The sequence below is a fragment of the Flavobacterium soyae genome (assembly GCF_021245985.1).
GTDB lineage: Bacteria > Bacteroidota > Bacteroidia > Flavobacteriales > Flavobacteriaceae > Flavobacterium > Flavobacterium soyae.
In genome coordinates this window covers 182,680-206,382 of record NZ_JAJQXA010000001.1, presented here as the reverse complement: position 1 = coordinate 206,382, position 23,703 = coordinate 182,680, and the positions used below count along the sequence as shown (strand labels likewise).

The window sequence follows — 23,703 nt, the reverse complement described above, 5'->3', positions numbered from 1 at the left end:
TACACATTTAGAATACTCATAAAACTTCATCATTCATTTATTAATTGATGAAGTTTTTTTTTGCCCAGACAATGAAAAGAATAATTTTACTCAGCCTATTTTTTGTATTCGCATTTGCGGCTATTGCTACTGCACAAACGAAAGTGAGCGGAATTGTTTTGGACAAGTCTAATCAGCCGATACCTTTTGCAAATGTTGTTTTTAAAGGTTCGAACACAGGAATCGTTTCTAACGAAGATGGTCGTTTTTATCTCGAATCCCCAAATACGTATACCGCTTTATTAGTTAGTTCTGCTGGATTTTCAGACAAAGAAGTTCCTTTAGAAAAAACAGTAAATTATGATTTTAAAATCATTTTAAGTGAGCCGGAAGCTCTTAATGAAGTTGTAATTTATACCGGAAAAACATCAAAAAAGAACAATCCGGCGCTTGATATTTTGAGGAAAATATGGGAAAGAAAGCGTAAAAACGGACTTTACCAATTCAATCAGTATCAAATGCAGAAGTATGAGAAAGTCGAGTTTGACATGAACACGATTGACAGTGCTTTTATGAAAAATAAACTCTTTAAAGGAATGGAGTTTGTTTTTAATCACGTAGATACATCTGATGTTACCGGAAAAACGTATCTTCCAATATTCATTAACGAATCTGTTTATGATGTTTACGGCGATAATAAATTAAAGAAAGTAAAAGAAAATATTACAGGAAATAAAATGTCTGGTTTCAACGGAAATCAGCAGATTTTAGCTTTTGTAAAAGACCTTTATTCAGATTATAATATTTACGACAACCACCTTAAATTTTTTGATAAAAGTTTTACAAGTCCGCTTTCAAGAACCGGAATCGATGTTTACAATTACGTATTGAAAGACAGCGCTTTTATAGACAAAAAATGGTGTTTTAATATTGTTTTTTATCCGAGACGTAAAAACGAATTAACCTTTAAAGGAGATTTTTGGGTAAATGATTCTACTTTTGCAATTAAGAAAATTAATATGGGCGTTACTAAAAGTGCCAATATTAACTGGGTAAAAGACATTTATATCGAACAGGAATTTGAGGTACAGAATGACTCTGTTTTTCTATTGACGAGAGATTATATGATGTCTGATTTTGCTTTGAATAAAAAAGAAAAATCAAAAGGGGTTTATGGAAAACGAACGACATTATATCGTAACCATAAATTCAACATTCAAAAACCCGAGAAATTCTACAAAGAAGAAGTTAATTTCATAGACAACGCGGTCTATGAGCGACCGCCGGAATTTTGGGAAGAAAATCGTTTTGAGCAATTAAATAAAGACGAAGCGGGGATTTATAAAATGCTCGATACGCTGCAGACCGTCAAGCGATTTAAGCAGTTGTATAATCTCGTCTCCATCCTGGGAAGTGGTTATATCGAATTTAAAAACTTCGATTACGGACCAATTTTCTCCACATTTGGTTATAACGAAGTTGAAGGTTTAAGAATAAGAGTAGGAGGGCGAACTTATTTTGGGCCAAATGATCCTTGGCGTATACAAGCTTATACAGCTTACGGATTTGACGACAGTAAATTCAAATACGGGGTTTCTGGAAAATGGATGGTCGATAAGAAAAAACGAGTTATTATTTCCGGAGGAAACAGACGCGACATCGAACAAATTGGTGCAAGTTTAACCACAACAAATGATATTTTAGGACGAAGTTTTGCGTCTTCTGCCTTGTTTACAACCGGAAGTAACGGAAAATTGACCAATATAAATTTAAGTAACATTTCTGTAGAAATGGAGCCTAAAAAGAATTTTATAGTTCAGGCTGGGTTTTCGTATCGAACATTAGAATCGGCATCTAAAACATTTAGTTTAGATTACTATACAACTTTGCCAAGTGCAGCAAATCCTGCCGGTGTGATAAAAAGCGATGTAAAACAATCAGAAGCCAATATTCAGTTTGAATATATGCCAAACCGTAAAACTATTGGTTACGGAGTTGAAAGAGATTTGGTTGACAGCCCTTTCAGTCATTTCTTTGTTAACTTTAGTTACGGTTTAAAAGGAGTTATGGACAGTGATTTTGCTTACGAAAAAATTCAGATTTTTTATAAGCAGCCAATTATGATTGGGCCTTTAGGAAGATCTAATATTATTTTAGAAACTGGGAAAACATTTGGTACAATTCCGTTAGGATTAATGAGTGTAATTCCGGGTAACCAAACTTATTTTACGATTGAAAATACGTTTAGTAACCTGAATTTCTACGAATTCGTAACCGATCAATATACAACTTTGCAATGGAATCATGATTTTGGAGGAAGATTGTTTGCCAGAATTCCATTTATGCGAAAGTTGAACTGGAGAGAATTTGTTGGAGTTAAAGCTGTTCACGGAACAATTTCTGATGCGAATCGTGCTATTAATGCTTCGGGATTACCATACAATGCACCAGAAAATGTGTATTGGGAATACAACGCCGGAATTGGAAATATCTTCAAAGTTTTCCGCCTTGATTTTTCCTGGAGAGGAAGTTATTTAAACATGCCTGATGCTGCCAAATTTGCTATAAAAGGATCTTTCGGATTCTATTTCTAATTATATAAGGTACAAAGGATCAAAGTTACAAAGTCGCGAAGGTTTAAAATCTTTGCGGCTTTTTTATGTTTAAATATTTTTGGTTCACGCAGATTTTGCAGATTTGAGCTGATAAGCGGAGATTAAATAGTTTCAGGTTGAAAAAATTGCTTAAATCTGCAGAATCTGTGTGCAAAAAACCTTCGCGTCTTTACGAGATTTTTTATTTAATTTTGAAATAAACTTAAAAATATCTTATGCAGGAAGCCATCGATTTTCTGACCAATAAAAATCCAGTATTTCGTGAAATAATAGAAAAATACGGACTTCCGCCAATTCCAAAGCGTCCGCAGGGTTTTGAAACTTTAGTTTTATTAATTCTCGAACAGCAGGTTTCTATTGATTCGGCGAAAGCCACATTCTTAAAAATAAAATCCTATACAACCTGCAATCCTGAAACAATGGTCATTTTGCCGGATGAAGAATATAGAAGTCTTGGAGTTAGCCGCCAAAAAACAAAATACATCAAGATTTTAGCCGAAGCAATTTTAAATAAAGAACTGGATGTCGAAAGTCTGGCTTCAAAATCGGCAAAACAAGTTCGCGAAGAATTAATTAAATTAAAAGGAATTGGAAACTGGACAATTGATATCTATTTAATGTTCTGTCTTCAGGAGCCGGATTTGATTCCGTTAGGCGATATTGCAGTCATAAATACGATCAAAGAATTGCTTGATATTCACGACAAACAAGAAATGGAAATCCATGCAGAACAATGGAGTCCGTACCGATCTTATGCGACATATTTACTATGGCATTATTACTTAAATAAGCGAAATAGGAAAGTTACATATTAACTGTCTGTTATATAAAAAGAAAAGTATATTAATTAATGTATAAATACACAGATTAATATACTTTTTTCATTGTAAAAAAGGATTGTTTAGTTACTTTTGCAGTCGAAATTATAGATATAATAAAAAACGAAAATGACCGCAGACAAACTAACAACTTTCGATGTATTAATCGAAATACCAAGAGGAAGCAGAAATAAATATGAGTACGATTTTGAAATCAAAAGAATGCGTTTCGACAGAATGTTATTCTCTTCAATGATGTACCCTGCAGATTATGGATTTATTCCTGAAACTTTAGCGCTTGACGGCGATCCTCTTGATGTATTGGTTTTAGTAAACGAACCAACTTTTCCTGGATGTGTTATGGAAGTAAAACCAATTGGTGTTTTCCACATGGCAGATGATAAAGGACCAGACGAGAAAATTATTTGTGTACCAGTTTCAGATCCAATTTGGAATTCATTAAACGATCTTTCTGATATTAACCCTCACTTAGTAAAAGAAATCGAGCATTTCTTCCAGGTGTATAAAGATCTTGAGCACAAAAAAGTTGATGTAGAAGGATGGGGAGACGTAAAAGAAGCTTACGCAATTATTGCTGAGTGTACAAAGCGTTTTGATGATATTGAAAATAAACCGGCTGGATTATTTAGTATTAAATAATTTTAACCTTATTCTATTATAAAAAAAGCAATACTGCCGTCAGGAGTATTGCTTTTTTGTTTAAATTCGTTTTTGTTAGATTGTTGACTATTAACCAAAACCATTAATATATTATGAATGCATTTATGATTTACCTGCCAATTGTCATGGCAGTTTTAGGATTACTTTTCATGGGAATAAAAAGGACTTGGGTTTTAAAACAAGACGCCGGAGACGGTAAAATGAAAGAGATTTCAGATTACATCTACGAAGGAGCCTTAGCCTTCTTAAAAGCCGAATATAAACTATTAACGATTTTCGTTATTATTGCAAGTTTAGCTTTGGCAGGAATTACCTTTATTCCGGGTGTAAAAACACATTTATTAATCGTAATTGCATTTATTTTTGGCGCATTATTTTCGGCTTACGCAGGTAATATAGGTATGAAAATCGCAACCAAAACAAACGTTAGAACAACACAGGCGGCGCGTACAAGTTTACCGCAGGCATTAAAAGTATCTTTTGGCGGCGGAACCGTAATGGGGCTGGGCGTTGCAGGTCTTGCAGTTCTGGGTTTAACTACTTTTTTTATAATTTTCTTTAATTTATTTTCTGGCGGGGTTTGGAAAGATACAGAAACAATGACCGTTGTTTTAGAAACCTTAGCAGGATTTTCTCTTGGGGCAGAATCAATTGCACTTTTTGCCAGAGTTGGAGGTGGAATCTATACAAAAGCAGCAGACGTTGGTGCCGATTTAGTGGGTAAAGTAGAAGCTGGAATTCCGGAAGATGATCCGCGTAACCCTGCTACAATTGCCGATAACGTAGGTGATAATGTGGGAGACGTTGCAGGTATGGGAGCTGATTTATTTGGGTCTTACGTTGCAACAGTCCTTGCAGCAATGGTTCTAGGGAACTATGTTATAAAAGATATGGGAGGAAACATCAATGACGCTTTTGGCGGAATTGGTCCTATTTTGCTTCCAATGGCGATTGCCGGTTTCGGAATTTTATTTTCTATTATAGGAACAACTTTAGTAAAAATTTCAGATGATAATGCAAAAGAAGCACAAGTGCAGAAAGCATTAAATATAGGAAACTGGGTTTCGATTGTTTTAACTGCCGTGGCTTGCTTCTTCCTGGTGAAACACATGCTTCCTGAAACCATGCAGATGACTTTCTTTGGAGAAGGATCAAAAGCCATTTCATCATTGCGTGTTTTCTATGCAACATTAGTCGGATTAGTTGTGGGGGGCGCTATTTCATCCGTAACAGAATATTATACAGGATTAGGGACAAAACCAGTTTTGGCGATTGTTCAAAAATCATCTACAGGAGCAGGAACAAACGTAATCGCAGGTCTGGCAACGGGAATGATTTCTACTTTTCCAACCGTATTATTGTTTGCAGTGGCAATTTGGATCTCGTATGCTTTAGCAGGATTTTATGGAGTAGCTTTAGCAGCTTCGGCAATGATGGCAACAACAGCAATGCAGTTAGCAATTGATGCTTTTGGGCCAATTTCTGATAACGCCGGAGGAATCGCCGAAATGAGCGAATTACCAAAAGAAGTTCGCACAAGAACCGATATTTTAGATTCTGTTGGAAACACAACTGCAGCAACCGGAAAAGGATTTGCGATTGCATCTGCAGCCTTGACTTCATTAGCATTATTTGCAGCATATGTAACGTTTACAGGAATTGATGGAATCAATATCTTCAAAGCGCCAGTTTTAGCGATGTTATTTGTCGGTGGAATGATTCCGGTGGTTTTCTCTGCTTTAGCAATGAATTCTGTTGGAAAAGCAGCGATGGATATGGTTTATGAAGTGCGTCGCCAGTTTAAGGAAATTCCGGGAATTATGGAAGGAACCGGAAAACCGGAATACGGAAAATGTGTTGAAATTTCTACAAAAGCTGCTTTACGCGAAATGATGCTTCCGGGAATTTTAACGATTGGTTTTCCAATTGCAATTGTACTTTTAGGAAAATTAGTTTACGCAGATAACAATCAGCTAATTGCTGAAATGTTAGGAGGATATATGGCCGGAGTTACAGTTTCCGGAGTTCTTTGGGCAGTTTTCCAAAACAATGCCGGGGGAGCTTGGGACAATGCTAAAAAATCTTTTGAAGCAGGAGTTATGATCAACGGCGAAATGACTTATAAAGGTTCTGATGCGCACAAAGCTGCCGTAACCGGAGATACAGTTGGAGATCCGTTTAAAGATACATCTGGACCATCAATGAACATCTTAATTAAATTAACTTGTTTGATTGGATTAGTTGTTGCACCAATTTTAGGAGAAGGACATTCGTCATCTGATATTGCAGGAAAAGCTTCTTGTTGTGCAAAAACCGAAATGCATGCCGGAGGAGTTTCTAAATGTGGAGATTTATCAGGAATGACAAAAGAAGAATGTATTAAAATGTGTAAAGAAAAAGGCTGTACTGAAGAAGAAACAGCAAAATGTTTAGCACATTTTGATGCAAGCGGAAAATATCAAAAAACAGATTGTTTTGACACAAATAAATATGAGAAAAAATCTGTTCGTGTTGATTTAAGAAATGACAACGGTAAAACTACCGGAACTGTAACTAAAACTGAAAATGGTAAAACAACCAGAGAAGTTTACGAAGGAACAGAAGAAGAAGTTGAAGCAAAAATCAGCGCAGCTACTGCAAAATAAAATGACTTAGTCAAAGTTTTATAAAACATAAAAAATGCCTCTAAAATTATTTAGTGGCATTTTTTTATTTCGTGCAAATCTGTGAAATTCGTGTTTTAAAATAACCCGTTAAGTTCAGCATCAATTCTATTAATGATGTTTCCTAAATCCTCAGGATTATCAACAAAATTAATATTATCAACATCAATAATCAATAACTTTCCTTTAGTGTACGTTTGAATCCATGCTTCATATCTTTCGTTCAAACGGCTTAAATAATCAATAGAAATTGAGTTTTCGTATTCGCGTCCGCGTTTATGGATTTGTCCGACAAGATTAGGAATAGAACTTCTTAAATAAATCAATAAATCCGGTGCTTTTACCAAAGATTCCATTAATTCAAACAAAGACGTGTAATTTTCAAAATCACGGCTTGTCATCAATCCCATGGCATATAAATTGGGAGCAAAAATATAAGCATCTTCATAAATTGTTCTGTCCTGAATGATTTTTTTTCCGCTTTCACGAATTTGCTGCACCTGACGAAAACGGCTGTTCAGGAAATAAATTTGTAAATTAAATGACCAGCGTTCCATTTGATGGTAAAAATCATCTAAGTACGGATTATCAACAACATCTTCATAATGAGGCTCCCATTTAAAATGTTTGGCTAATAATTTAGTTAATGTAGTTTTTCCTGCGCCTATATTTCCTGCTATTGCTATGTGCATTACGGTATTACGATTTTATAATTTACAATTTCTTTAGTTGTAAAAATAGATAAAATTTGGTCTTTGTAATAGAATTTGTCAAACGATTTTTCTAAAACTTCAATTTCAGAAAATGTGTTGGTATTTTCTCTCAAATACAAAGAGTTAGCTTTGCTGAAAATGAATTTTTGAGGAGAAATTATTTCTATTTTATCAAAATCAGCAACATTGCCCAAACTTGAAATTTTTCCAAAAATATCACATGAAAACCAATTGTTTTTTTTATCAATCCAATAAAAAGTATTAAAGTCGGTTTGGTAATATTTTATACCTTCAGTTAACGGAATTGAAACCGTTTTATATTCATTTTTCAAATAATCAAAAAGCCCGATCTGTTGATTTAAAGTATTAAAAACCCAAAGCTGGTTTTGAGTCGACATTCCAATGGCGCTGACAACGATTGGAATTGTATTTTGCGAAAAATTAATTTCTGTCATTTTATTCAATTGATTATCCAATAAAACAACGCTGTTAAAATCTTCGTAGAATAAAACGATTTTAAGCGGATTCTGAATATCTACTTTTGTAATATTTCCTAAAGAAACATTCTTGTATTCAAAAATTTCACTCCCTTTTATTTTGCTAAAAACATTGTTTTTTATCTGATAAGAATATCCAAAAGAATCATAACCAATAAATTCATCAGTATCAATCTTGAATTTCGAAATTACAGAAGCATTTATTTTTTGGTTTTGTCCAAAAAAAGGTGAAAACGAACACACAATAAACAGCAGTAATAAAATTTGGCGTATCGTTTTACTCATAATAGTATAATTTCATAAGCCAAAGTACAAAAACTACGCTAAAGAATATCTTAAAATTAGAGTTTTGGCAGTTTTTTGAGTTTAAACCTTTATAAAATAGAATAGTCTTACAAATAAGCAATTTTGTCGATACCATTTTGGCATTGATATATTTAATTTTCAGTATCTTAAAATTAGTAATAAATTTGAATGTAAGTTTTACTTGACTTCACAACCTTTTAAATATAACTACATGAAAAAACTATCATATTTACTTTTAGTATTTGCTTTTACACAAGTACACGCACAAAAAGATTTTCAGGGAATGGCCGTTTATGAATCTAAAACCCAGGCGCCTAAATTTGAAGGAATGCGGGCTGGAAACCGGGATATAACGCCAGAAATGCAGAAAAACATGGAAGAGCGCATGAAACAAATGCTTGAGAAAACTTTCATATTGAATTTTGACAAAACTGCTTCAATTTATAAAGAAGAAGAAAAACTCGAAGCTCCGGGACAGCAAGGCGGTTTTCGAGTTATGATGAGTTCGATGATGGGCGGCGGCGGAACTTTTTATAAAGATGTCAAAACAAAATCGTATACCGTTGATAAAGAATTTATGGGGAAAGAATTTCTGGTTGTTGATTCTCTGCCAAAATTAAACTGGAAACTGGAACAGGAAACCAAACAAATTGGAGGTTACAATTGTTTTAAAGCAACAGCAGTTAAAGAAGCCAGTAAAACCGATTTTAGAAACTTCAGACCTAAAAATAATGATAAAAAAGATGAGGTCAAAAAGACATCGGGAGAAACAAAAACAAATTTTGAAGACAATTTTGAGATACCAAAAGAAATTACAGTTACCGCTTGGTATACGCCGGAAATTCCGATTAATCAGGGACCAGAAAATTATTGGGGATTACCGGGGTTAATTTTAGAAGTAAATGATGGAAAAACAGTCATTTTATGTTCTAAAATTGTTTTGAATGCTAAAGATAAAGTCGAGATAAAACCATCAAAAAAAGGAAAAGTAATTTCTCAAAAAGATTACGACGAAACGGTGATTAAAAAAATGGAAGAATTTAGAGAAATGAACCGCGGACGTGCCGGCGGGCCTCCGCCAATGGGAAGATAAAATCTATAAAATTCCAAAAAAATCCCGAAGCTTCGGGATTAAATTCCAATATTCTGATAATGAATAAGATAGTTTTTTTATTTACCTTACTTTTTACTTCTATATCCTTTTCGCAAAGTGTTCGTTTCGATGGATTTATTCAGGACGAACAAAAAAATCCGTTAGAGATGGCCAATATTATGGCTGTTAACAATGCTACAAAAGCAATGGATTCGTACGGAATTACAAATGATAAAGGAAAATTTCAACTGACTTTAAAACCAAATGCTTCTTATACGGTTAAAGTAAGTTATCTGGGAATGAAATCGAAAGAAATTGCGGTTTCAACCAAAGCCGAAAACATGGTTCAGAATATTGTTTTGGACGGCACAGGAATAGAACTCGAAAGTGTCGAAATCGTTCGTGAAATGCCTGTTTCTATAAAAGGGGATACCATAGTTTACAATGCGGATTCTTTTAAATCCGGAACCGAAAAAAAGCTTGAAGATGTCCTGAAAAAACTGCCCGGCGTTGAGGTAAATGCCGACGGGGAAATTGAGGTTGAAGGAAAAAAAGTAAGCAAATTAATGGTGGAAGGAAAAGATTTTTTTGACGGAGATACCAAACTAGGCGTTAAAAATATTCCTGCAGATGCTATTGACAAAGTTCAGGTTTTAAGAAATTACAACGAAGTAAGTGCTTTAAAAGGTCTTGAAAACGATCAGGAAAATGTGGCGATGAACATTAAACTGAAAGAAGGTAAAAAGAATTTTTGGTTTGGAGATGTTACGGCCGGAATTGGTGTTGCAGAACTCGACAGCCGTTATATTATTAATCCAAAATTATTTTATTACAGTCCCAAATACAGTATCAATTTAATTACCAATTTTAATAATATTGGAGAACTGCCCCTTACGGCGCAGGATTATTTTAAGTTTACGGGCGGATTTAAAAATATGATGAAAAAAGGCGGGAGCTCTTTTAATGTTTCATCAAATGATTTAGGGATTTCGGTTTTAAGAAACAATCGCGCAAAAGAAATTGAAACCAAATTTGGTGCGACAAATTTCTCTTATTCGCCATCAAAAACATGGAATTTAAGCGGTTTTGGAATTCTTTCTTCTTCAAAAACAGATTTAGAAACCAAATCGCAGACAACAATTTTAGATTCTGGAGATCAGCAGAAGAGAGATGAATTAACGCATCAAAAAAACAATTTGGGATTGTTTAAACTGAGTTCAAGCTATAAACCAAATACGAAATTTCAGTTTGATTATGACATTTTAACCAAGATATCAAAACAGGATGAAGATACAAATTTACTTCGTGAATCTGTTGTAAATAATGTTTCAGCAGTCGAAACTATTTTAACGGGCAAAAAGCAAGATCCAACATCAGTAAATCAAAACCTGAGTTTGTATTACACACAAAGTGAAAAGAATGTTTTTGCTTTTGAAATGCAGCATTTATATCAGGACGAAAATCCGTTTTATAATGCGAACCTGCAATCGCAGCCGTTCGACTTTTCGGGATATATTCCGGATCAGAATAGAAATGATTTAAATCAAAATCGTTTTGTAAAAACCAATAAACTTGATGCAAAATTAGATTACTATTATATGGTTACGCCAAAAAGTAACTTCAATATTACTTTAGGAAATACATATTCGTACCAAAATTTCAATTCTCATATTTTTCAAATGTTAGATAATGGAGACAGAAATGATTTGAATACACCGGAAAATAATAATGATGTAGATTACAGGTTTGATGACGCTTTTGTGGGATTCCACTATAAAATTCTAACGGGAAAATTTACGTTGACGCCTGGCGTGAGTTTACATTCTTACCAAATGACAAACAGACAAGAGGGAACAGATTACTCTCAAAGCTTTACTAAAATACTACCGGATTTCTTTGCTTTATATCAAATCAAAAAATCAGAAACACTGACGTATAATTTCTCTTTAACAAACGATTTTACAGATATTAATCAGCTGGCGGCGGGTTACGTTTTATCAGATTACAGTAGTTTATTTCGTGGAAATCGTCTCTTAGAAAATGCAACATCGCAAGTGCATTCGCTTCGCTATTTTAAATATAATATGTTTAATTTCGAGAACATTTTTGCCAATGCAACGTACACTAAAAAAGTGGATGCTATTAAAACAAAGGCTGAGTTTACAGGAATTAACCAGTCGTCATCGCCATATAATTCAAATTTAGCCGATGAAACTTTTAGTGGAATGGGAAATTACGGACGTTCATTTTTAAAGAATTACAAGGCGTCTGTAAATGCAAGTTTAAACTGGTCAAAATTCAATAATATTCAAAATAATGAATTAGCGACTACAGAAAGTTTTGTGCAGAGTTATACCGTTAGAGCCTCGACAAATTACAAAAACCTGCCGAATATCGAGTTTGGTTATAATCTTTTAGTTAATAAATACAGTGGCTCAACTTATTATACAGACAAACCTTTTGCAAGATTAGATTATTACTTTTTGGATAGTTTTTCTTTTGTATCAGAATATGAATTCTACCATTATTATAATGGAAATAAAACGGTTGATAACGAATATGATTTTTTAAGTGCCAGTTTAATTTATCAAAAGAAAAACAGCAAATGGGAGTATAAAGTTTCGGCCACTAATTTATTGAATACAACTTATCTAAACGACGACAGTTTTTCGCAATTCTCAACAAGAGTCTCTCAATATACTGTACAGCCGCGATACATCATATTTTCGATGAAATATAATTTATAGTATTTTAATTACAATCATTTATCATTTTCCTGTATAGTTTTAGTAAGAATCAAATATCTTTGTGTTCAATATTAACAACCAAAATTTAAATTATGCGAAATTTTATTTGGAGTTTATTACTATTTACTTCTGGAATTTTGATGTCTTTTTCTCAAACTAAGAATATAGAAAAAGGCACTTATTTATCTACAAACAAAGGTCAGAAAATCAAACTAAATTTATTAGACGATAATAAATATGAACTGGTTTTCTATACTGGAGGTTACGAAATTAAAGGTGATTCGTTAGTTTTTATTAAAAATGCAAATTCAGAAAACAGATTTGATCTGTCATTTGTTAATGATAAAAGAGCAAAAAATATTAAGATTAAATTTTTAGATCCGTCCTATTATTCTTTTTATATAGGAACTCAGAAAGGTACAGAGGATATTCAATATCAAAAACTTTCGGATATCAAAACTAAATTGGATCCTGAATGGACAAAAACTGATTTGGAATTTGAAATCGACAAAGCAGATTTTTTATACTTAGTTTATGAAGAATATGACGGAAAAAGCAATGTGGCTAAATATGCTTTGCCAAAAGATGCTGCCGAAATAACGATTAATTATGAGCTTGAGGTTTTAGGTGATTTAAAAATTGCCGGTTTTTATGACAGGAAAACTAATGAGTTGAAAATCTCTGAAAAAGGAGGAAAAAATCCGTTGGTATTTCAAAATGAAAAAGACGTTCAGCCTGTAAAAACTTCAAAAGTTACGCCTCTTGAAAATAAAATCGTTTCAAACTGGACTTATCCCGGCAAAGCTGATTATTTAAACGAAGATTATGGAACCGGAGCTGCTGCTGTTGATTCAGTTGCTTCTGCGGCTGTGGTTGATTATGCAGTTGATCCAAATTATACAAAATTTGATTTCAAACTGAAAATTGAAAATAACCTTAAAAAAGCAATTGAATCGACCAAAGAAGCGAATAACAATAAATTTCTGGTTGTTTTAGCCAATAACAAAAATAAGTCGGCAAAAGAAAGTTTTGATGCTTTTGTAAAAGAGCAGGAAACGCAGGCTGGATATAATATGTACGATGCATATAATCCTCAATATGATGTTTTTAATTATTATTTGGCCGGAGACGATGATAAAAAATGGCTGAAAAGCAATAAAATTACAAACGATCCGAGTGTGTTTGTTTTAAACGGAAATGGAGATGTATTAGCTCTTGCAAAATCTGATTTGTCTGACAAATCATATCAGCTTAATTATTATGGCGATTTTTACAGAAAACTTTTGCGTGCAGATGCTTTTGTTTCGATTGATAAAATCTTCAAAAACAAAAAAGCTGCTGATGCCGAGTTAATAAAAGCTTTTAATAAAGCAGCTGTATTAGAAACATCATACGATTATGATTCAGATTATACTTTAGATGATCCTAATTCTACCGAATTTGTAATTACAAAAGCTGCAGTAGATAAAAAAGAGATCGCTCAAACCTGGAAAAAACTGATCGAGGCGCATCAAAAAGATGCAAAACCAAACCTGTATTTGGCAGAAACAATTGTAAAAGAAATCAAAAACCAAGGGTTTACAAAACAGCTTTTTAACGAAGACAGAATCTTAAACGATACTGATTACCTGGCTATTGATTATCTTTTAAAGCATTCTGATGCAATTGAAGAAAACCGCGAGGCCTTCAATAATAAAGAAGGAGAAACACATACTTTAGGAAATGTAGTCTCTGAAATTTCTTCTGCATTACAGCAAAACATTTATATTTCTCAAGAAGGAGCTTCTGGCGAAGTAAATAAAGAGAAGAATATTTCGATTTATAAAAAGATCATCGCTTTAGGAAAAGGAAATTTTGAATCGTATAGAAACTATTTTGATTATTTAAGCCAGATAGAAGATAAAGACGGATCGAACACAAATTTCCTAAAAGAATTCAGTACTTATTTTGATTCAAACTTAGCTTCAGAAAAAGGAAGTCCGGTTGAAAAATTAGACGCCATTTATTCTTCATTAGATCCAACTTCAAGTTATTCTTATGACGGATGGAATGCTTTTAAGGATTATCATTCAAACCTTTGTAATTCTACGGCATGGACTGTGGTTTTAAAACCTCAAAATGCAGCTTTTCTAAAAAGTGCTATTGTTTGGTCAGAATACAGTTTGGTAGTAACAAAAAACAATCCGTATTATTTAGATACATTGGCACAGTTGTATTATAAAGACGGTCAAAAAGAAAAAGCAATTACAACTCAGGCTCTAGCAGTAAAATATTTAAATAAAGACGTTGAAGAAGTTACGGCTAGTGAAATAAGAGAAACATTATCAAAAATGCAAAACGGAACGTATTGATAAATAATCTTTAGTATGAAATAAAAAATCCGATTTCTAAATTCTAGAAATCGGATTTTTTTATGTTCAGCTAACTAAGATGTTTAACAATCTAAGTTAGTCTAAATAATCTAATTTTATAATCCAAAAGCAGTTTTTACCTGATCAACAAAATCAAGTTTCTCCCATGTAAACAATTCAACAGTAACTGTTTTTTCGTTTCCTCCAGGAGCAGAAAAAGTTTTAGTCACAGTTTCTGGTTTACGTCCCATATGTCCGTAAGCAGCAGTTTCACTGTAAATAGGATTTCTTAATTTTAAACGCTGCTCGATAAAGTAAGGACGCATATCAAAGATAGCTTCTACTTTTTTAGCAATTTCACCGTTAGTTAAGTTTACTTTAGAAGTTCCGTAAGTTTCAATGAAAATTCCCATTGGTTCAGCAACACCAATAGCATAAGAAACCTGAACTAAGATTTCGTCAGCAACACCAGCAGCAACTAAGTTTTTAGCGATATGACGAGTTGCATAAGCAGCACTTCTATCCACTTTACTTGGGTCTTTTCCAGAGAATGCACCACCACCGTGAGCACCTTTTCCACCGTAAGTATCAACGATGATTTTTCTTCCTGTTAAACCAGTATCTCCGTGAGGTCCTCCAATAACGAATTTTCCTGTTGGGTTAATATGGTAGTTGATTTTATCGTTGAATAAATGCGCGTGAGTTGGGTTTTTAGCGATAATTCTTGGAATAAGAATTTCGATAATATCTTTTTTGATTTTAGCAAGCATTGCAGCTTCTTCATCAAAATCATCATGCTGTGTTGAAATAACAATCGCGTCAATACGAGTTGGTTTGTTATCGTCGCTGTATTCTAAAGTTACCTGAGATTTAGCATCTGGACGTAAATACGTGATTTCTTTGTTTTCACGTCTTAAAATAGCTAACTCTTGTAATAATTTATGAGATAAATCAAGAGCCAGAGGCATATAGTTTTCAGTTTCGTTTGTAGCGTAACCAAACATCATTCCCTGATCTCCTGCACCTTGCTCTTCTGGCTTAGCTCTGTCAACACCTTGGTTAATGTCTGCAGACTGCTCGTGAATTGCTGAAAGAATTCCACAAGAATTTGCTTCAAACATATATTCACTTTTAGTATATCCAATTTTACGGATTACCTCACGTGCAATTTGCTGTACATCAAGATAAGTATTCGATTTTACTTCACCTGCTAAAATAACCTGACCTGTAGTAACTAATGTTTCGCAAGCTACTTTTGAGTCAGCATCAAATGCCAGAAAGTTATCAATTAAAGCATCCGAAATTTGATCTGCAACTTTGTCTGGATGCCCTTCACTAACAGATTCTGACGTAAATAAATAAGCCATAATAATTTATTAAATTAACATTAAGCGAGGAAAAGTAATTGCTGAAAGTGCTAAAGGAGAATTCCTGCTTTAGCATTTTTTACTACCGAAATCTTGGTTTCGGCATTCATAATGAACCATTTCATTATGAAGAGGTTGCAATCAGTTCAAATTTTTCCTCTGTATTCGCGTGCAAAGGTATAAAACCATTTTGATTTGCAAATTAAAGTTCAACTTTTTTTATTTTTTATAGCAGAAATTTAACAGTAATATACTAATTCGATAGGGTAATAGAAAATATTTTTGTTTTTGTTTGGTCAGTTAAAAAATAGTTCGCACATTTGCCTTGTTAAAATAACAGAACAAAATGAAATTTACAATTTGCAATATGATGTCTTGTAAGATGCCGGAACTTTCCGCAGAGACTCTATTGTAGTTTATTTTCAACAACATATATAGAACCTCTGCCATTCGCAGAGGTTTTTTTTGTTTAAAACCGAAAATAAATTGTAAATCCTTTTAAGCCAAAAACAAATTAATCAGTAAAAAGAAATGAAAAAAAATGTACTAATCGTTTTAGGTCTTTTGACATTTTCAGGCCTGTATGCTCAGGATAATAAGACTGAGCAGGATACTTTAAAGAATAATGAACTGTCAGAAGTTACCGTAATTGGAACCCGAAATAAAAATAGAGTAAAAACAGATGTACCAGTTCCGGTTGATGTTTTTAATATTTCTGAAATAACAAAAGGAGCGCCGCAAACCAGCGTAACGCAGATTTTAAATTATGTTGCGCCATCCTTTACCAGTAACGCAACATCAACTGCCGATGCAACGGACCACGTTGATCCGGCACAATTAAGAGGTTTAGGCCCAGATCAGGTTTTAATTTTAGTAAACGGAAAACGAAGACACACCAGCGCTTTAGTAAACATAAACGGATCGCCGGGAAGAGGATCTGTAGGAACAGATTTAAATGCGATTCCGTCTTTTGCTATTGAAAGAATCGAAGTTTTAAGAGACGGTGCCACTGCACAATACGGTTCTGATGCCATTGCCGGAGTAATTAATATCGTATTGAAAAAGAATGCTAAATATCTTTCGGGAGGAATTCAATACGGAACCAATTTATCATCTGGATCTAATAATTTTAAAGGCGGAGCCGATGGACAAACGGTACAAGTCGATTTAAATTACGGAACTTCATTAGGTAAACCGGGAAGTTTTTTAAATGTTACCGGAACAGCCGTAACAAGACAAGCAACAAGCCGTGCAGGAATTAGAAATAACGGAATTTTTAATGCCTACAATGCCGTAGAAAACAGAGCAGCACAAAATGGTGTTCAGATCAATTCGCTATTCAGTAATATTAATAACACACCAAATTCGGCACAAATTATAAGTACCATACAGCAATATGCGCCGCAAGTGAGTTATTTTACTACAGCACAGCAAAATGCTATTTCATCTGCAACTACAATTACACAATTACAGACAGCACTTAATTTTGATGTAACTAATAATGAGTTAGCCTACAGAGGACAAGAAAGAGCCGATTATAATATGAGTGTTGGTCAGTCAGAACTGGCTTCGGGACAGGCGTATTATAATGCAAAATATCCGTTAACCGAAACGACTTCATTATATTCATTTGGTGGAGTTTCTTATAGAGACGGTAAATCGTATGCTTTTAACAGACTTCCAAATGGTTCAGGAACTTTCACGCAAGTGTATGAAAACGGATTTTTACCGGAAATTGAATCAGGAATTTTAGATGCTTCTGCAGCTCTTGGAGTAAATACACAATTATTTGGATTTGATACAGATTTGAGTTCAAACCTGGGAACAAACTCTTTTAAATATGATGTAAACAATACTATCAATGCAACTTTGGGCGTAAATTCTCCTTCTAGTTTTGATGCCGGAAAAGTTTCATTTTTACAAAGCACAACCAATTTAGATTTCAGCAGAAAATTTGATTTTCTTGCAGGTTTAAACGTTGCATTTGGCGGCGAATTCAGATATGAAAACTACCAGATAAAACAAGGAGAAGAAGCTTCATACGGATTATATGATGTAAACGGAGCTTTAGTTTCGGGAGTTTTACCCACTACTTCACCTTTAATTGTAACTGATTTCTTTGGAAACAAACGTGGAGCAGGAGCGCAGGGATTTTCAGGGTTTCAACCTTCAGATGCTAAAGAAAGAGACAGACGAAGCGGCGCAGCTTATATAGATTTAGAATTAAATGCAACCGAAAACTGGCTTTTAAACGGAGCTGCACGTTATGAAAACTATTCAGATTTTGGAAGTACCGTTACTTTTAAATTAGCTTCTCTTTTAAAACTAAACGATAATATCAACTGGAGAATTTCTGGACAAACAGGTTTTAGGGCGCCTTCATTGCAGCAAAAATACTTTGAAGCAAGTTCAACTCAGTTCATTAACGGTTCACCATATCAGGTTGGTTATTTTACAAATGATTCTCAGGCGGCAAAAAGTATTGGTGTAGAAAATTTAAAACCAGAGAAATCAAAAAGTATCAGTACAGGATTTACATTTAAAATTCCGGAAGCCAATATCACAATCGCAACCGACGCTTATTTTACAAGAATCAACGACAGAATTGTTTTATCTGGACAATATGCAAGACCAACAGATGCGCAGATAAATGCCGCTGCATCACAAACACAAAAAGATGCCTTGACATTGTTTCAACAAGCATTTGATTTGAAAGGTGTAGAAAGAGCTTCGTTCTGGACAAACGGAATCGACTCTGAAACGAAAGGAATTGATGTCGTAATTTCTCAAAAATATGATGTAATTCAGGATTTTGTCATCAGAAATGATTTTGCTTTAAGTTATAATGAAACAAAAAGAGTAGGAGATTTACATATTCCGCAGTCTATTGTGAATGCAGGAGGAGATCCTTATATATATTCATTTTTTCCTGAGTCAAGCCGAGTTTATTTAGAAGAAGCAATTCCGAAATTGAAGGCGAACTTAACAACAACTTTCAGTATTAAAAAACTGGATATTTATTTAAGAAACAGTTATTTCGGAAAAGTAACAGATCCGGGAGCGACAGATGTTAATTTAGACGGATTTGCTTCTGTTTACGAACATCCAGAATACAGCGCAAAATTAGTTACCGATTTATCTTTCGGATATCAAATCAACGAACATTTTAGAGCAACTGTTGGTTTCAATAATATAGGAGATGTTTATCCGGACAGAAATAATCCGTCAACTCCAGCTTTTACAAATACAACTCCAACTTTATCTCCGGCACCAAGTACAGACTTGACAAATGCAAATCAGTTTGCATATTCAAGAGCCGTATCGCAATTTGGATTAAACGGAAGATTTGGATTTGCTCGTTTGAGTTTTAAATTTTAAAGTAAAGAGAAATAGGCCACAGATTTTACGGATTAAACGGATTGGCACTGATTTTTTAAATTAATATTTCTAAAAAGAATAGGCCACAGATTTTACGGATTAAACGAATTAGCACTGATTTTTAAAATCAATGTAATCTTTTTAATCTGTGGCTAACCTTTTTCAATCCATGTAAATGGTTTTTATATTACATTAAATAAAAAAGAAACCCGTGTCAATCCGTTTAATCCGTAAAATCTGTGGTCAATTTTCCAGTATTTACGCGACCTATAAAAATTTTAATGTTAAATATCAAAATTTTATTTGGCAGTTAAATAAATAAATATTACATTTACTCTATCGAATTAGTCGAATTTAAAAAAATTAAATTTTAAATTAAAATGAAAACAATAGCAAGAAATAATATGATGTGTTGTAGTATGATGCAAATGTGCATCCAACGTTGCTGTTGCCAAAAGTGAAAAGATAAAATCTTTGTTATAGTTAAACTATAAGCCCTTTTGGTCGCCATCCGAAAGGGCTTTTTTCATTTCCACACTTTTAAATTACAAATTATGAAAACATTAAATTCAATTGCAATAGAATACTTATTGAGAAACGATTCTCAAAAAAACAATAATAGATCAGAAGAGATAACTAGAGAAGTTGTCAGAATAAAAACGGAGCAAGATAGAAAAAGTCAAAAATCATTACTGTTTCAAATGTATGCTCTTGAAGAGGAAGCTGAAGAATATTTTATTTAAATCAATTCACAATTTCAATATATATCGTATTAACAATATTTAAAAAACTAAGAAATCATGAGTACACAAAAATTTGCAACAAACGCATTACACGCAGGACATGATGTTACTAAAAATTCAGGAACAAGAGCAGTGCCAATTTACCAGACATCATCATATGTATTTAATAATGCCGACCATGCCGCCAATTTATTTGGCCTTGCCGAAGCTGGATTTATTTATACCCGATTAAATAACCCAACAAATGATGTTTTAGAGCAGCGATTAGCAGCTCTCGAAGGCGGAATTGGAGCTGTAGTTACTGCATCTGGAGCATCGGCAATTTCAACAACATTTTTGACTTTGCTTAGAACCGGCGATCATATCGTAGCATCAAACAGTTTATACGGCGGAACGTACAACTTATTAAGTGTAACATTACCGCGATTAGGAATTACAACCACTTTTGTAGATCCTTCAAAGCCTGAAAACTTTACAAAAGCAGCAAAAGAAAATACAAGGGCATTCTTTGTAGAATCACTGGGAAATCCAAAACTGGATGTATTAGATTTAAAAGGAATTTCGGCGGAAGCCAAAGCATTCAAAGTGCCATTTATAGTAGATAATACAGTTGCGACACCTTATTTATTAAACCCAATTAAATATGGTGCCGATATTGTAATTCACTCCTTAACAAAATATATTGCCGGAAATGGAACTTCATTAGGAGGCGCAATTATCGACGCCGGAACTTTTGACTGGTCTAACGGAAAATTTCCTGAATTTACAGAACCATCTGCAGGATATCACGGATTAGTATATCACGAAGCTTTAGGAAATGCGGCCTTTATTGCAAAAGCAAGAATCGAAGGATTACGTGATTTTGGAGCAGCTTTAAGTCCATTTAATGCTTTCCAGATTATTCAGGGATTAGAAACACTTCCTATCCGAATTAAAAAACACAGCGAAAATGCTTTGATTCTGGCCGAATGGTTAGAGAAACAAGATGAGGTGGTTTGGGTAAATTATCCAGGTTTGAAATCAAATAAATATTATGATTTAGCACAACAATATCTTCCGGAAGGACAAAGCGGCATTATCACTTTTGGATTAAAAGGAGGTTTTGATGCCGCTAAAAAAGTGGTAGACGAAACAAGATTGTTTTCTCTGCTGGCCAATATTGGTGATACAAAATCGCTGATTATTCACCCGGCAAGTACCACGCACCAGCAATTGTCTGAAGAAGAGCAATTGGCTGCAGGAGTTACAAAAGATTTAGTCCGACTTTCTGTTGGAATAGAAGATGTCGAAGATTTAATTGCTGACTTGCAAACGGTTTTTGAAAGTGTAACCCTGTCACAGTACAGTATTAATAAAAATTAGGTTTTTTTGTTTTTTGTTTGAAAAATTGCCTTTAGCAGCGTGAGTTCTGCTAGAGGTGATTTTTTATGAAAAAAGAAATCAAGATAAAAGTTTCACCATATAAGTTATATAAGTTCATTGTAGAGACGCACTGTTGTGCGTCTAAAATTATAAACGTTGATAAATTAAATGAACTTATATAACTTATATGGTTTACTAAATATAGATATGTTTTAAAAAATTAAAATTATGTCAAAGCTTAAAATAAATATTATCCTTTTCGGAATTGGAAATATAGGAAGTACTTTGATCAATCAGATTATTGAAAGTCAGGATTTTTTTGTGCAAAGTAAAAATGTCGATTTTCACTTTCCGATAATTACCAATTCTACAGTAGCCTTTTTCGAGAAAGAAGGCGTTGGATATGCATGGGAAACCAATTTTAGAGAATTGGCCGTTCCTTTTAGAGTCGAAGATATTATCGAATTTGCAAAAGAAAACGAATTCGAAAATCTAATCGCTGTTGATGCAACCGCAAGTGATGAACTTATTGGTCATTATAATACGTTGATCGAAAACGGATTTAATATTGTTGCCGTCAATAAAAAGGCAAATACACTGCCCATTGACCTTTATAAACAATTAAGAGAAAACCTTAAAAAATACGATAAAGAGTTTTTGTATGAAACCTCAATTGATACCGGTTTTCCTGTTTTGCAGACTTTGAGAGATTTATATTTCTCCGGAGAAAAAATTACAAAAATAAGAGGTGTATTTTCAGATAATCTGAGTTATGTTTTTAATCGTTTTTCTGCCGAAGAAAATTCTTTTTCATCCATTTTAAAAGATGCCAGCCTTCTCGGATTAATGCGTTCTACTTTTAAAGAAGATTTATCAGGAAACGACACCGCAAGAAAACTGTTGATATTAACCCGCGAAATAGGCAAGGAATTCGAACTTTCTGATATTAAAATCAATCCTCTTATTGGAGAAGAACATTTAGAGAAAAACGGAATCCTTAATAAAGAAGTGATAGATCGATCGTTTAAAATTGCCAAAATAACCCAGAAAGACAATCATGTTTTAAGATATATTGGAGAATTTGATGTTGAGAACAATACATTAGAAGTCAAATTAGTATCAGAACCTGTTACATCAGCCATTGGACAATTAAAAGGTTCCGATTCTATTTTTGAAATTTATACCCAATCTTATGCCAGTACGCCAATTGTACTTCAAAGTGCGTCGCCATGTAAACAGGCCATTTCAAGAGGTTTAATAACAGACATTTTAAAAGTAGCTGAAAAAATTAAAAATAAGGAAGCTGTCTGGTTATAAGCGGCTGTAAATATTAGTAGTTCTTTGATAGATTGAAACTAAAAGCAAGGTTATTTTTATGTAAGATTATACTTCTTTTTGTTCAAATTGTAATTTTGTAGGATGTTTTTTAACGATAAAAAGCTGTTTTTTAACGTTTTTTAAGAAAAAATGGGCTTTTATAACTTGGAATATTGAAAAAATATTCGCACATTTGTAAGGCAAGTAAGATTTGTTAAAAACAGGTCATTAATTGTTAAAATAAATGTATGCTTTTGAGATACTAATCACATCTAAAAAAAGCTTTTAAAGAAAAGTAAATGCAAAATTTTTTTAAAATAACAGTCAAATCGCAGATGAATAAGTCCCTACAGATGAACAAGATGTTTAATGTCGCACGTATTTGTGTACGCGTCTGTTGATACTAAAAGTATATATAAGTTCTATAAAAACTTAAACCCTTTTGGTATTAAAATCCAAAAGGGTTTTTTTATTCCATTTGGTTACATAACAAAAAATTAAAGAAGAGATAAAGATTATAAAATAACTAACATAAACTTAATAATATGAGCGCAATAACTTACTTAAGGAAAAAACTTTCAGGGTTCAGAAGTGCAAAAGCTGAAAGAAACAATCCACCGCCTGCAAACGAATTAATCCACCCAAGTTTTGGTGTAACTGAAACAGATAAAAAAGCGGAGAAAAAAGCACCAAATTCATTATTGTTTTTGATGTACTCAAAAGAAAATGAAACCCTTTTCATCTAACTTGAAAAGCAGCCATAAAATAGGTTAAAACCTGCATGACTTTACTGAGCATAACGTTCGGTAATTTTGTGCGTATAAAAGTTTCTGATTGAATTATGTTTAAAAAATTGAGCAATCAGTTTCATTAAAATTTGTTAGTTTAAGAAATTAGTAGTTAATTTGCACCGTTAAGTTCAAAAATGTATTGAAATGTTATAAAGAAAGGAGGAGGGATTAGACCCGATGAATCCTTAGCAACCCTTCGTTAATTCGAAGAAGGTGCTGCATTCTACCACGCCTAAACGTGGAAAGATAACAACAAGAATTTTTCTAGTTTCAACTCTAGAC

General features: G+C 33.5%; 15 protein-coding genes and 1 riboswitch. Of the genes, 12 read left to right on the top strand and 3 right to left on the bottom strand.

Features of this window, described 5'->3' with window-relative positions; all coding sequences use genetic code 11:
- Positions 1-71: 71 nt before the first annotated feature.
- The 4 genes from LUU93_RS00845 to LUU93_RS00830 all read left to right on the top strand — a co-directional run bounded on the left by LUU93_RS00845 (position 72) and on the right by LUU93_RS00830 (position 6,738).
- Entirely contained in the window at positions 72-2,573 is a 2,502-nt protein-coding gene (locus LUU93_RS00845; RefSeq protein ID WP_232676652.1) for a DUF5686 and carboxypeptidase-like regulatory domain-containing protein, read from the top strand.
- A 236-nt stretch (positions 2,574-2,809) separates the two neighbouring features.
- The gene (locus LUU93_RS00840) at positions 2,810-3,409 is read left to right on the top strand and encodes a DNA-3-methyladenine glycosylase family protein (RefSeq protein ID WP_232676651.1); all 600 of its coding nucleotides are present in this window, start codon (positions 2,810-2,812) and stop codon (positions 3,407-3,409) included.
- A gap of 132 nt (positions 3,410-3,541) precedes the next feature.
- The gene (locus LUU93_RS00835; RefSeq protein ID WP_232676649.1) at positions 3,542-4,072 is read left to right on the top strand and encodes an inorganic diphosphatase; all 531 of its coding nucleotides are present in this window, start codon (positions 3,542-3,544) and stop codon (positions 4,070-4,072) included.
- 113 nt (positions 4,073-4,185) lie between these two features.
- Positions 4,186-6,738 carry a sodium-translocating pyrophosphatase gene (locus LUU93_RS00830; protein WP_232676647.1) on the top strand — a complete coding sequence of 851 codons (2,553 nt, stop codon included), beginning with the start codon at positions 4,186-4,188 and terminating at the stop codon, positions 6,736-6,738.
- Positions 6,739-6,833: 95 nt separating this feature from the next.
- Here the strand turns inward: LUU93_RS00830 and LUU93_RS00825 are convergent, their stop codons facing one another.
- A complete protein-coding gene (locus LUU93_RS00825; RefSeq protein WP_144337575.1) occupies positions 6,834-7,448 on the bottom strand; it encodes a deoxynucleoside kinase in 615 nt (204 codons plus the stop codon).
- Complete coding sequence (locus LUU93_RS00820; protein ID WP_232676645.1) at positions 7,448-8,251, bottom strand: hypothetical protein; 804 nt, start codon at positions 8,249-8,251, stop codon at positions 7,448-7,450. Before LUU93_RS00820 ends, LUU93_RS00825 begins: the two co-directional genes overlap by 1 nt.
- A gap of 232 nt (positions 8,252-8,483) precedes the next feature.
- On the opposite strand from LUU93_RS00820, the gene LUU93_RS00815 reads away from it, so the two are divergent.
- The 3 genes from LUU93_RS00815 to LUU93_RS00805 all read left to right on the top strand — a co-directional run bounded on the left by LUU93_RS00815 (position 8,484) and on the right by LUU93_RS00805 (position 14,463).
- A complete protein-coding gene (locus LUU93_RS00815) occupies positions 8,484-9,365 on the top strand; it encodes a GLPGLI family protein (RefSeq protein ID WP_232676642.1) in 882 nt (293 codons plus the stop codon).
- A 59-nt stretch (positions 9,366-9,424) separates the two neighbouring features.
- Positions 9,425-12,112, top strand: coding sequence for a carboxypeptidase-like regulatory domain-containing protein (locus LUU93_RS00810; protein ID WP_232676640.1), 2,688 nt, complete (start codon positions 9,425-9,427; stop codon positions 12,110-12,112).
- Between the two features lie 92 nt (positions 12,113-12,204).
- Complete coding sequence (locus LUU93_RS00805) at positions 12,205-14,463, top strand: hypothetical protein (protein ID WP_232676627.1); 2,259 nt, start codon at positions 12,205-12,207, stop codon at positions 14,461-14,463.
- A 116-nt stretch (positions 14,464-14,579) separates the two neighbouring features.
- Here LUU93_RS00805 and metK read toward each other — a convergent pair whose 3' ends face one another.
- On the bottom strand, positions 14,580-15,830 hold the full coding sequence (gene metK, locus LUU93_RS00800) for a methionine adenosyltransferase (protein WP_232676624.1): 1,251 nt from the start codon (positions 15,828-15,830) through the stop codon (positions 14,580-14,582).
- Positions 15,831-16,361: 531 nt separating this feature from the next.
- Here metK and LUU93_RS00795 point away from each other — a divergent pair.
- From LUU93_RS00795 to LUU93_RS00775, 5 genes are all read left to right on the top strand, one after another.
- Positions 16,362-19,208: a TonB-dependent receptor plug domain-containing protein gene (locus tag LUU93_RS00795; protein ID WP_232676614.1), complete on the top strand. Its 2,847-nt coding sequence runs from the start codon at positions 16,362-16,364 to the stop codon at positions 19,206-19,208.
- A gap of 554 nt (positions 19,209-19,762) precedes the next feature.
- The gene (locus LUU93_RS00790) at positions 19,763-19,951 is read left to right on the top strand and encodes a hypothetical protein (protein ID WP_232676607.1); all 189 of its coding nucleotides are present in this window, start codon (positions 19,763-19,765) and stop codon (positions 19,949-19,951) included.
- 57 nt (positions 19,952-20,008) lie between these two features.
- Positions 20,009-21,313, top strand: coding sequence for an O-acetylhomoserine aminocarboxypropyltransferase/cysteine synthase family protein (locus LUU93_RS00785; protein WP_232676605.1), 1,305 nt, complete (start codon positions 20,009-20,011; stop codon positions 21,311-21,313).
- 228 nt (positions 21,314-21,541) lie between these two features.
- A complete protein-coding gene (locus LUU93_RS00780) occupies positions 21,542-22,630 on the top strand; it encodes a homoserine dehydrogenase family protein (RefSeq protein WP_232676603.1) in 1,089 nt (362 codons plus the stop codon).
- Between the two features lie 545 nt (positions 22,631-23,175).
- Positions 23,176-23,376 (top strand): hypothetical protein, encoded by a 201-nt coding sequence (locus LUU93_RS00775; RefSeq protein WP_232676601.1) that lies wholly within the window; start codon positions 23,176-23,178, stop codon positions 23,374-23,376.
- 189 nt (positions 23,377-23,565) lie between these two features.
- Positions 23,566-23,674, top strand: a riboswitch (SAM riboswitch).
- Positions 23,675-23,703: the final 29 nt, after the last annotated feature.

What these genes read in the sequence shown, in the direction of transcription:
- LUU93_RS00845 (WP_232676652.1), top strand. Translation starts at nt 72, where the DNA reads ATGAAAAGAATAATTTTACTCAGCCTATTTTTTGTATTCGCATTTGCG.
- LUU93_RS00840 (WP_232676651.1), top strand. Translation starts at nt 2,810, where the DNA reads ATGCAGGAAGCCATCGATTTTCTGACCAATAAAAATCCAGTATTTCGT.
- LUU93_RS00835 (WP_232676649.1), top strand. Translation starts at nt 3,542, where the DNA reads ATGACCGCAGACAAACTAACAACTTTCGATGTATTAATCGAAATACCA.
- LUU93_RS00830 (WP_232676647.1), top strand. Translation starts at nt 4,186, where the DNA reads ATGAATGCATTTATGATTTACCTGCCAATTGTCATGGCAGTTTTAGGA.
- LUU93_RS00825 (WP_144337575.1), bottom strand. Translation starts at nt 7,448, where the DNA reads ATGCACATAGCAATAGCAGGAAATATAGGCGCAGGAAAAACTACATTA.
- LUU93_RS00820 (WP_232676645.1), bottom strand. Translation starts at nt 8,251, where the DNA reads ATGAGTAAAACGATACGCCAAATTTTATTACTGCTGTTTATTGTGTGT.
- LUU93_RS00815 (WP_232676642.1), top strand. Translation starts at nt 8,484, where the DNA reads ATGAAAAAACTATCATATTTACTTTTAGTATTTGCTTTTACACAAGTA.
- LUU93_RS00810 (WP_232676640.1), top strand. Translation starts at nt 9,425, where the DNA reads ATGAATAAGATAGTTTTTTTATTTACCTTACTTTTTACTTCTATATCC.
- LUU93_RS00805 (WP_232676627.1), top strand. Translation starts at nt 12,205, where the DNA reads ATGCGAAATTTTATTTGGAGTTTATTACTATTTACTTCTGGAATTTTG.
- metK (WP_232676624.1), bottom strand. Translation starts at nt 15,830, where the DNA reads ATGGCTTATTTATTTACGTCAGAATCTGTTAGTGAAGGGCATCCAGAC.
- LUU93_RS00795 (WP_232676614.1), top strand. Translation starts at nt 16,362, where the DNA reads ATGAAAAAAAATGTACTAATCGTTTTAGGTCTTTTGACATTTTCAGGC.
- LUU93_RS00790 (WP_232676607.1), top strand. Translation starts at nt 19,763, where the DNA reads ATGAAAACATTAAATTCAATTGCAATAGAATACTTATTGAGAAACGAT.
- LUU93_RS00785 (WP_232676605.1), top strand. Translation starts at nt 20,009, where the DNA reads ATGAGTACACAAAAATTTGCAACAAACGCATTACACGCAGGACATGAT.
- LUU93_RS00780 (WP_232676603.1), top strand. Translation starts at nt 21,542, where the DNA reads ATGTCAAAGCTTAAAATAAATATTATCCTTTTCGGAATTGGAAATATA.
- LUU93_RS00775 (WP_232676601.1), top strand. Translation starts at nt 23,176, where the DNA reads ATGAGCGCAATAACTTACTTAAGGAAAAAACTTTCAGGGTTCAGAAGT.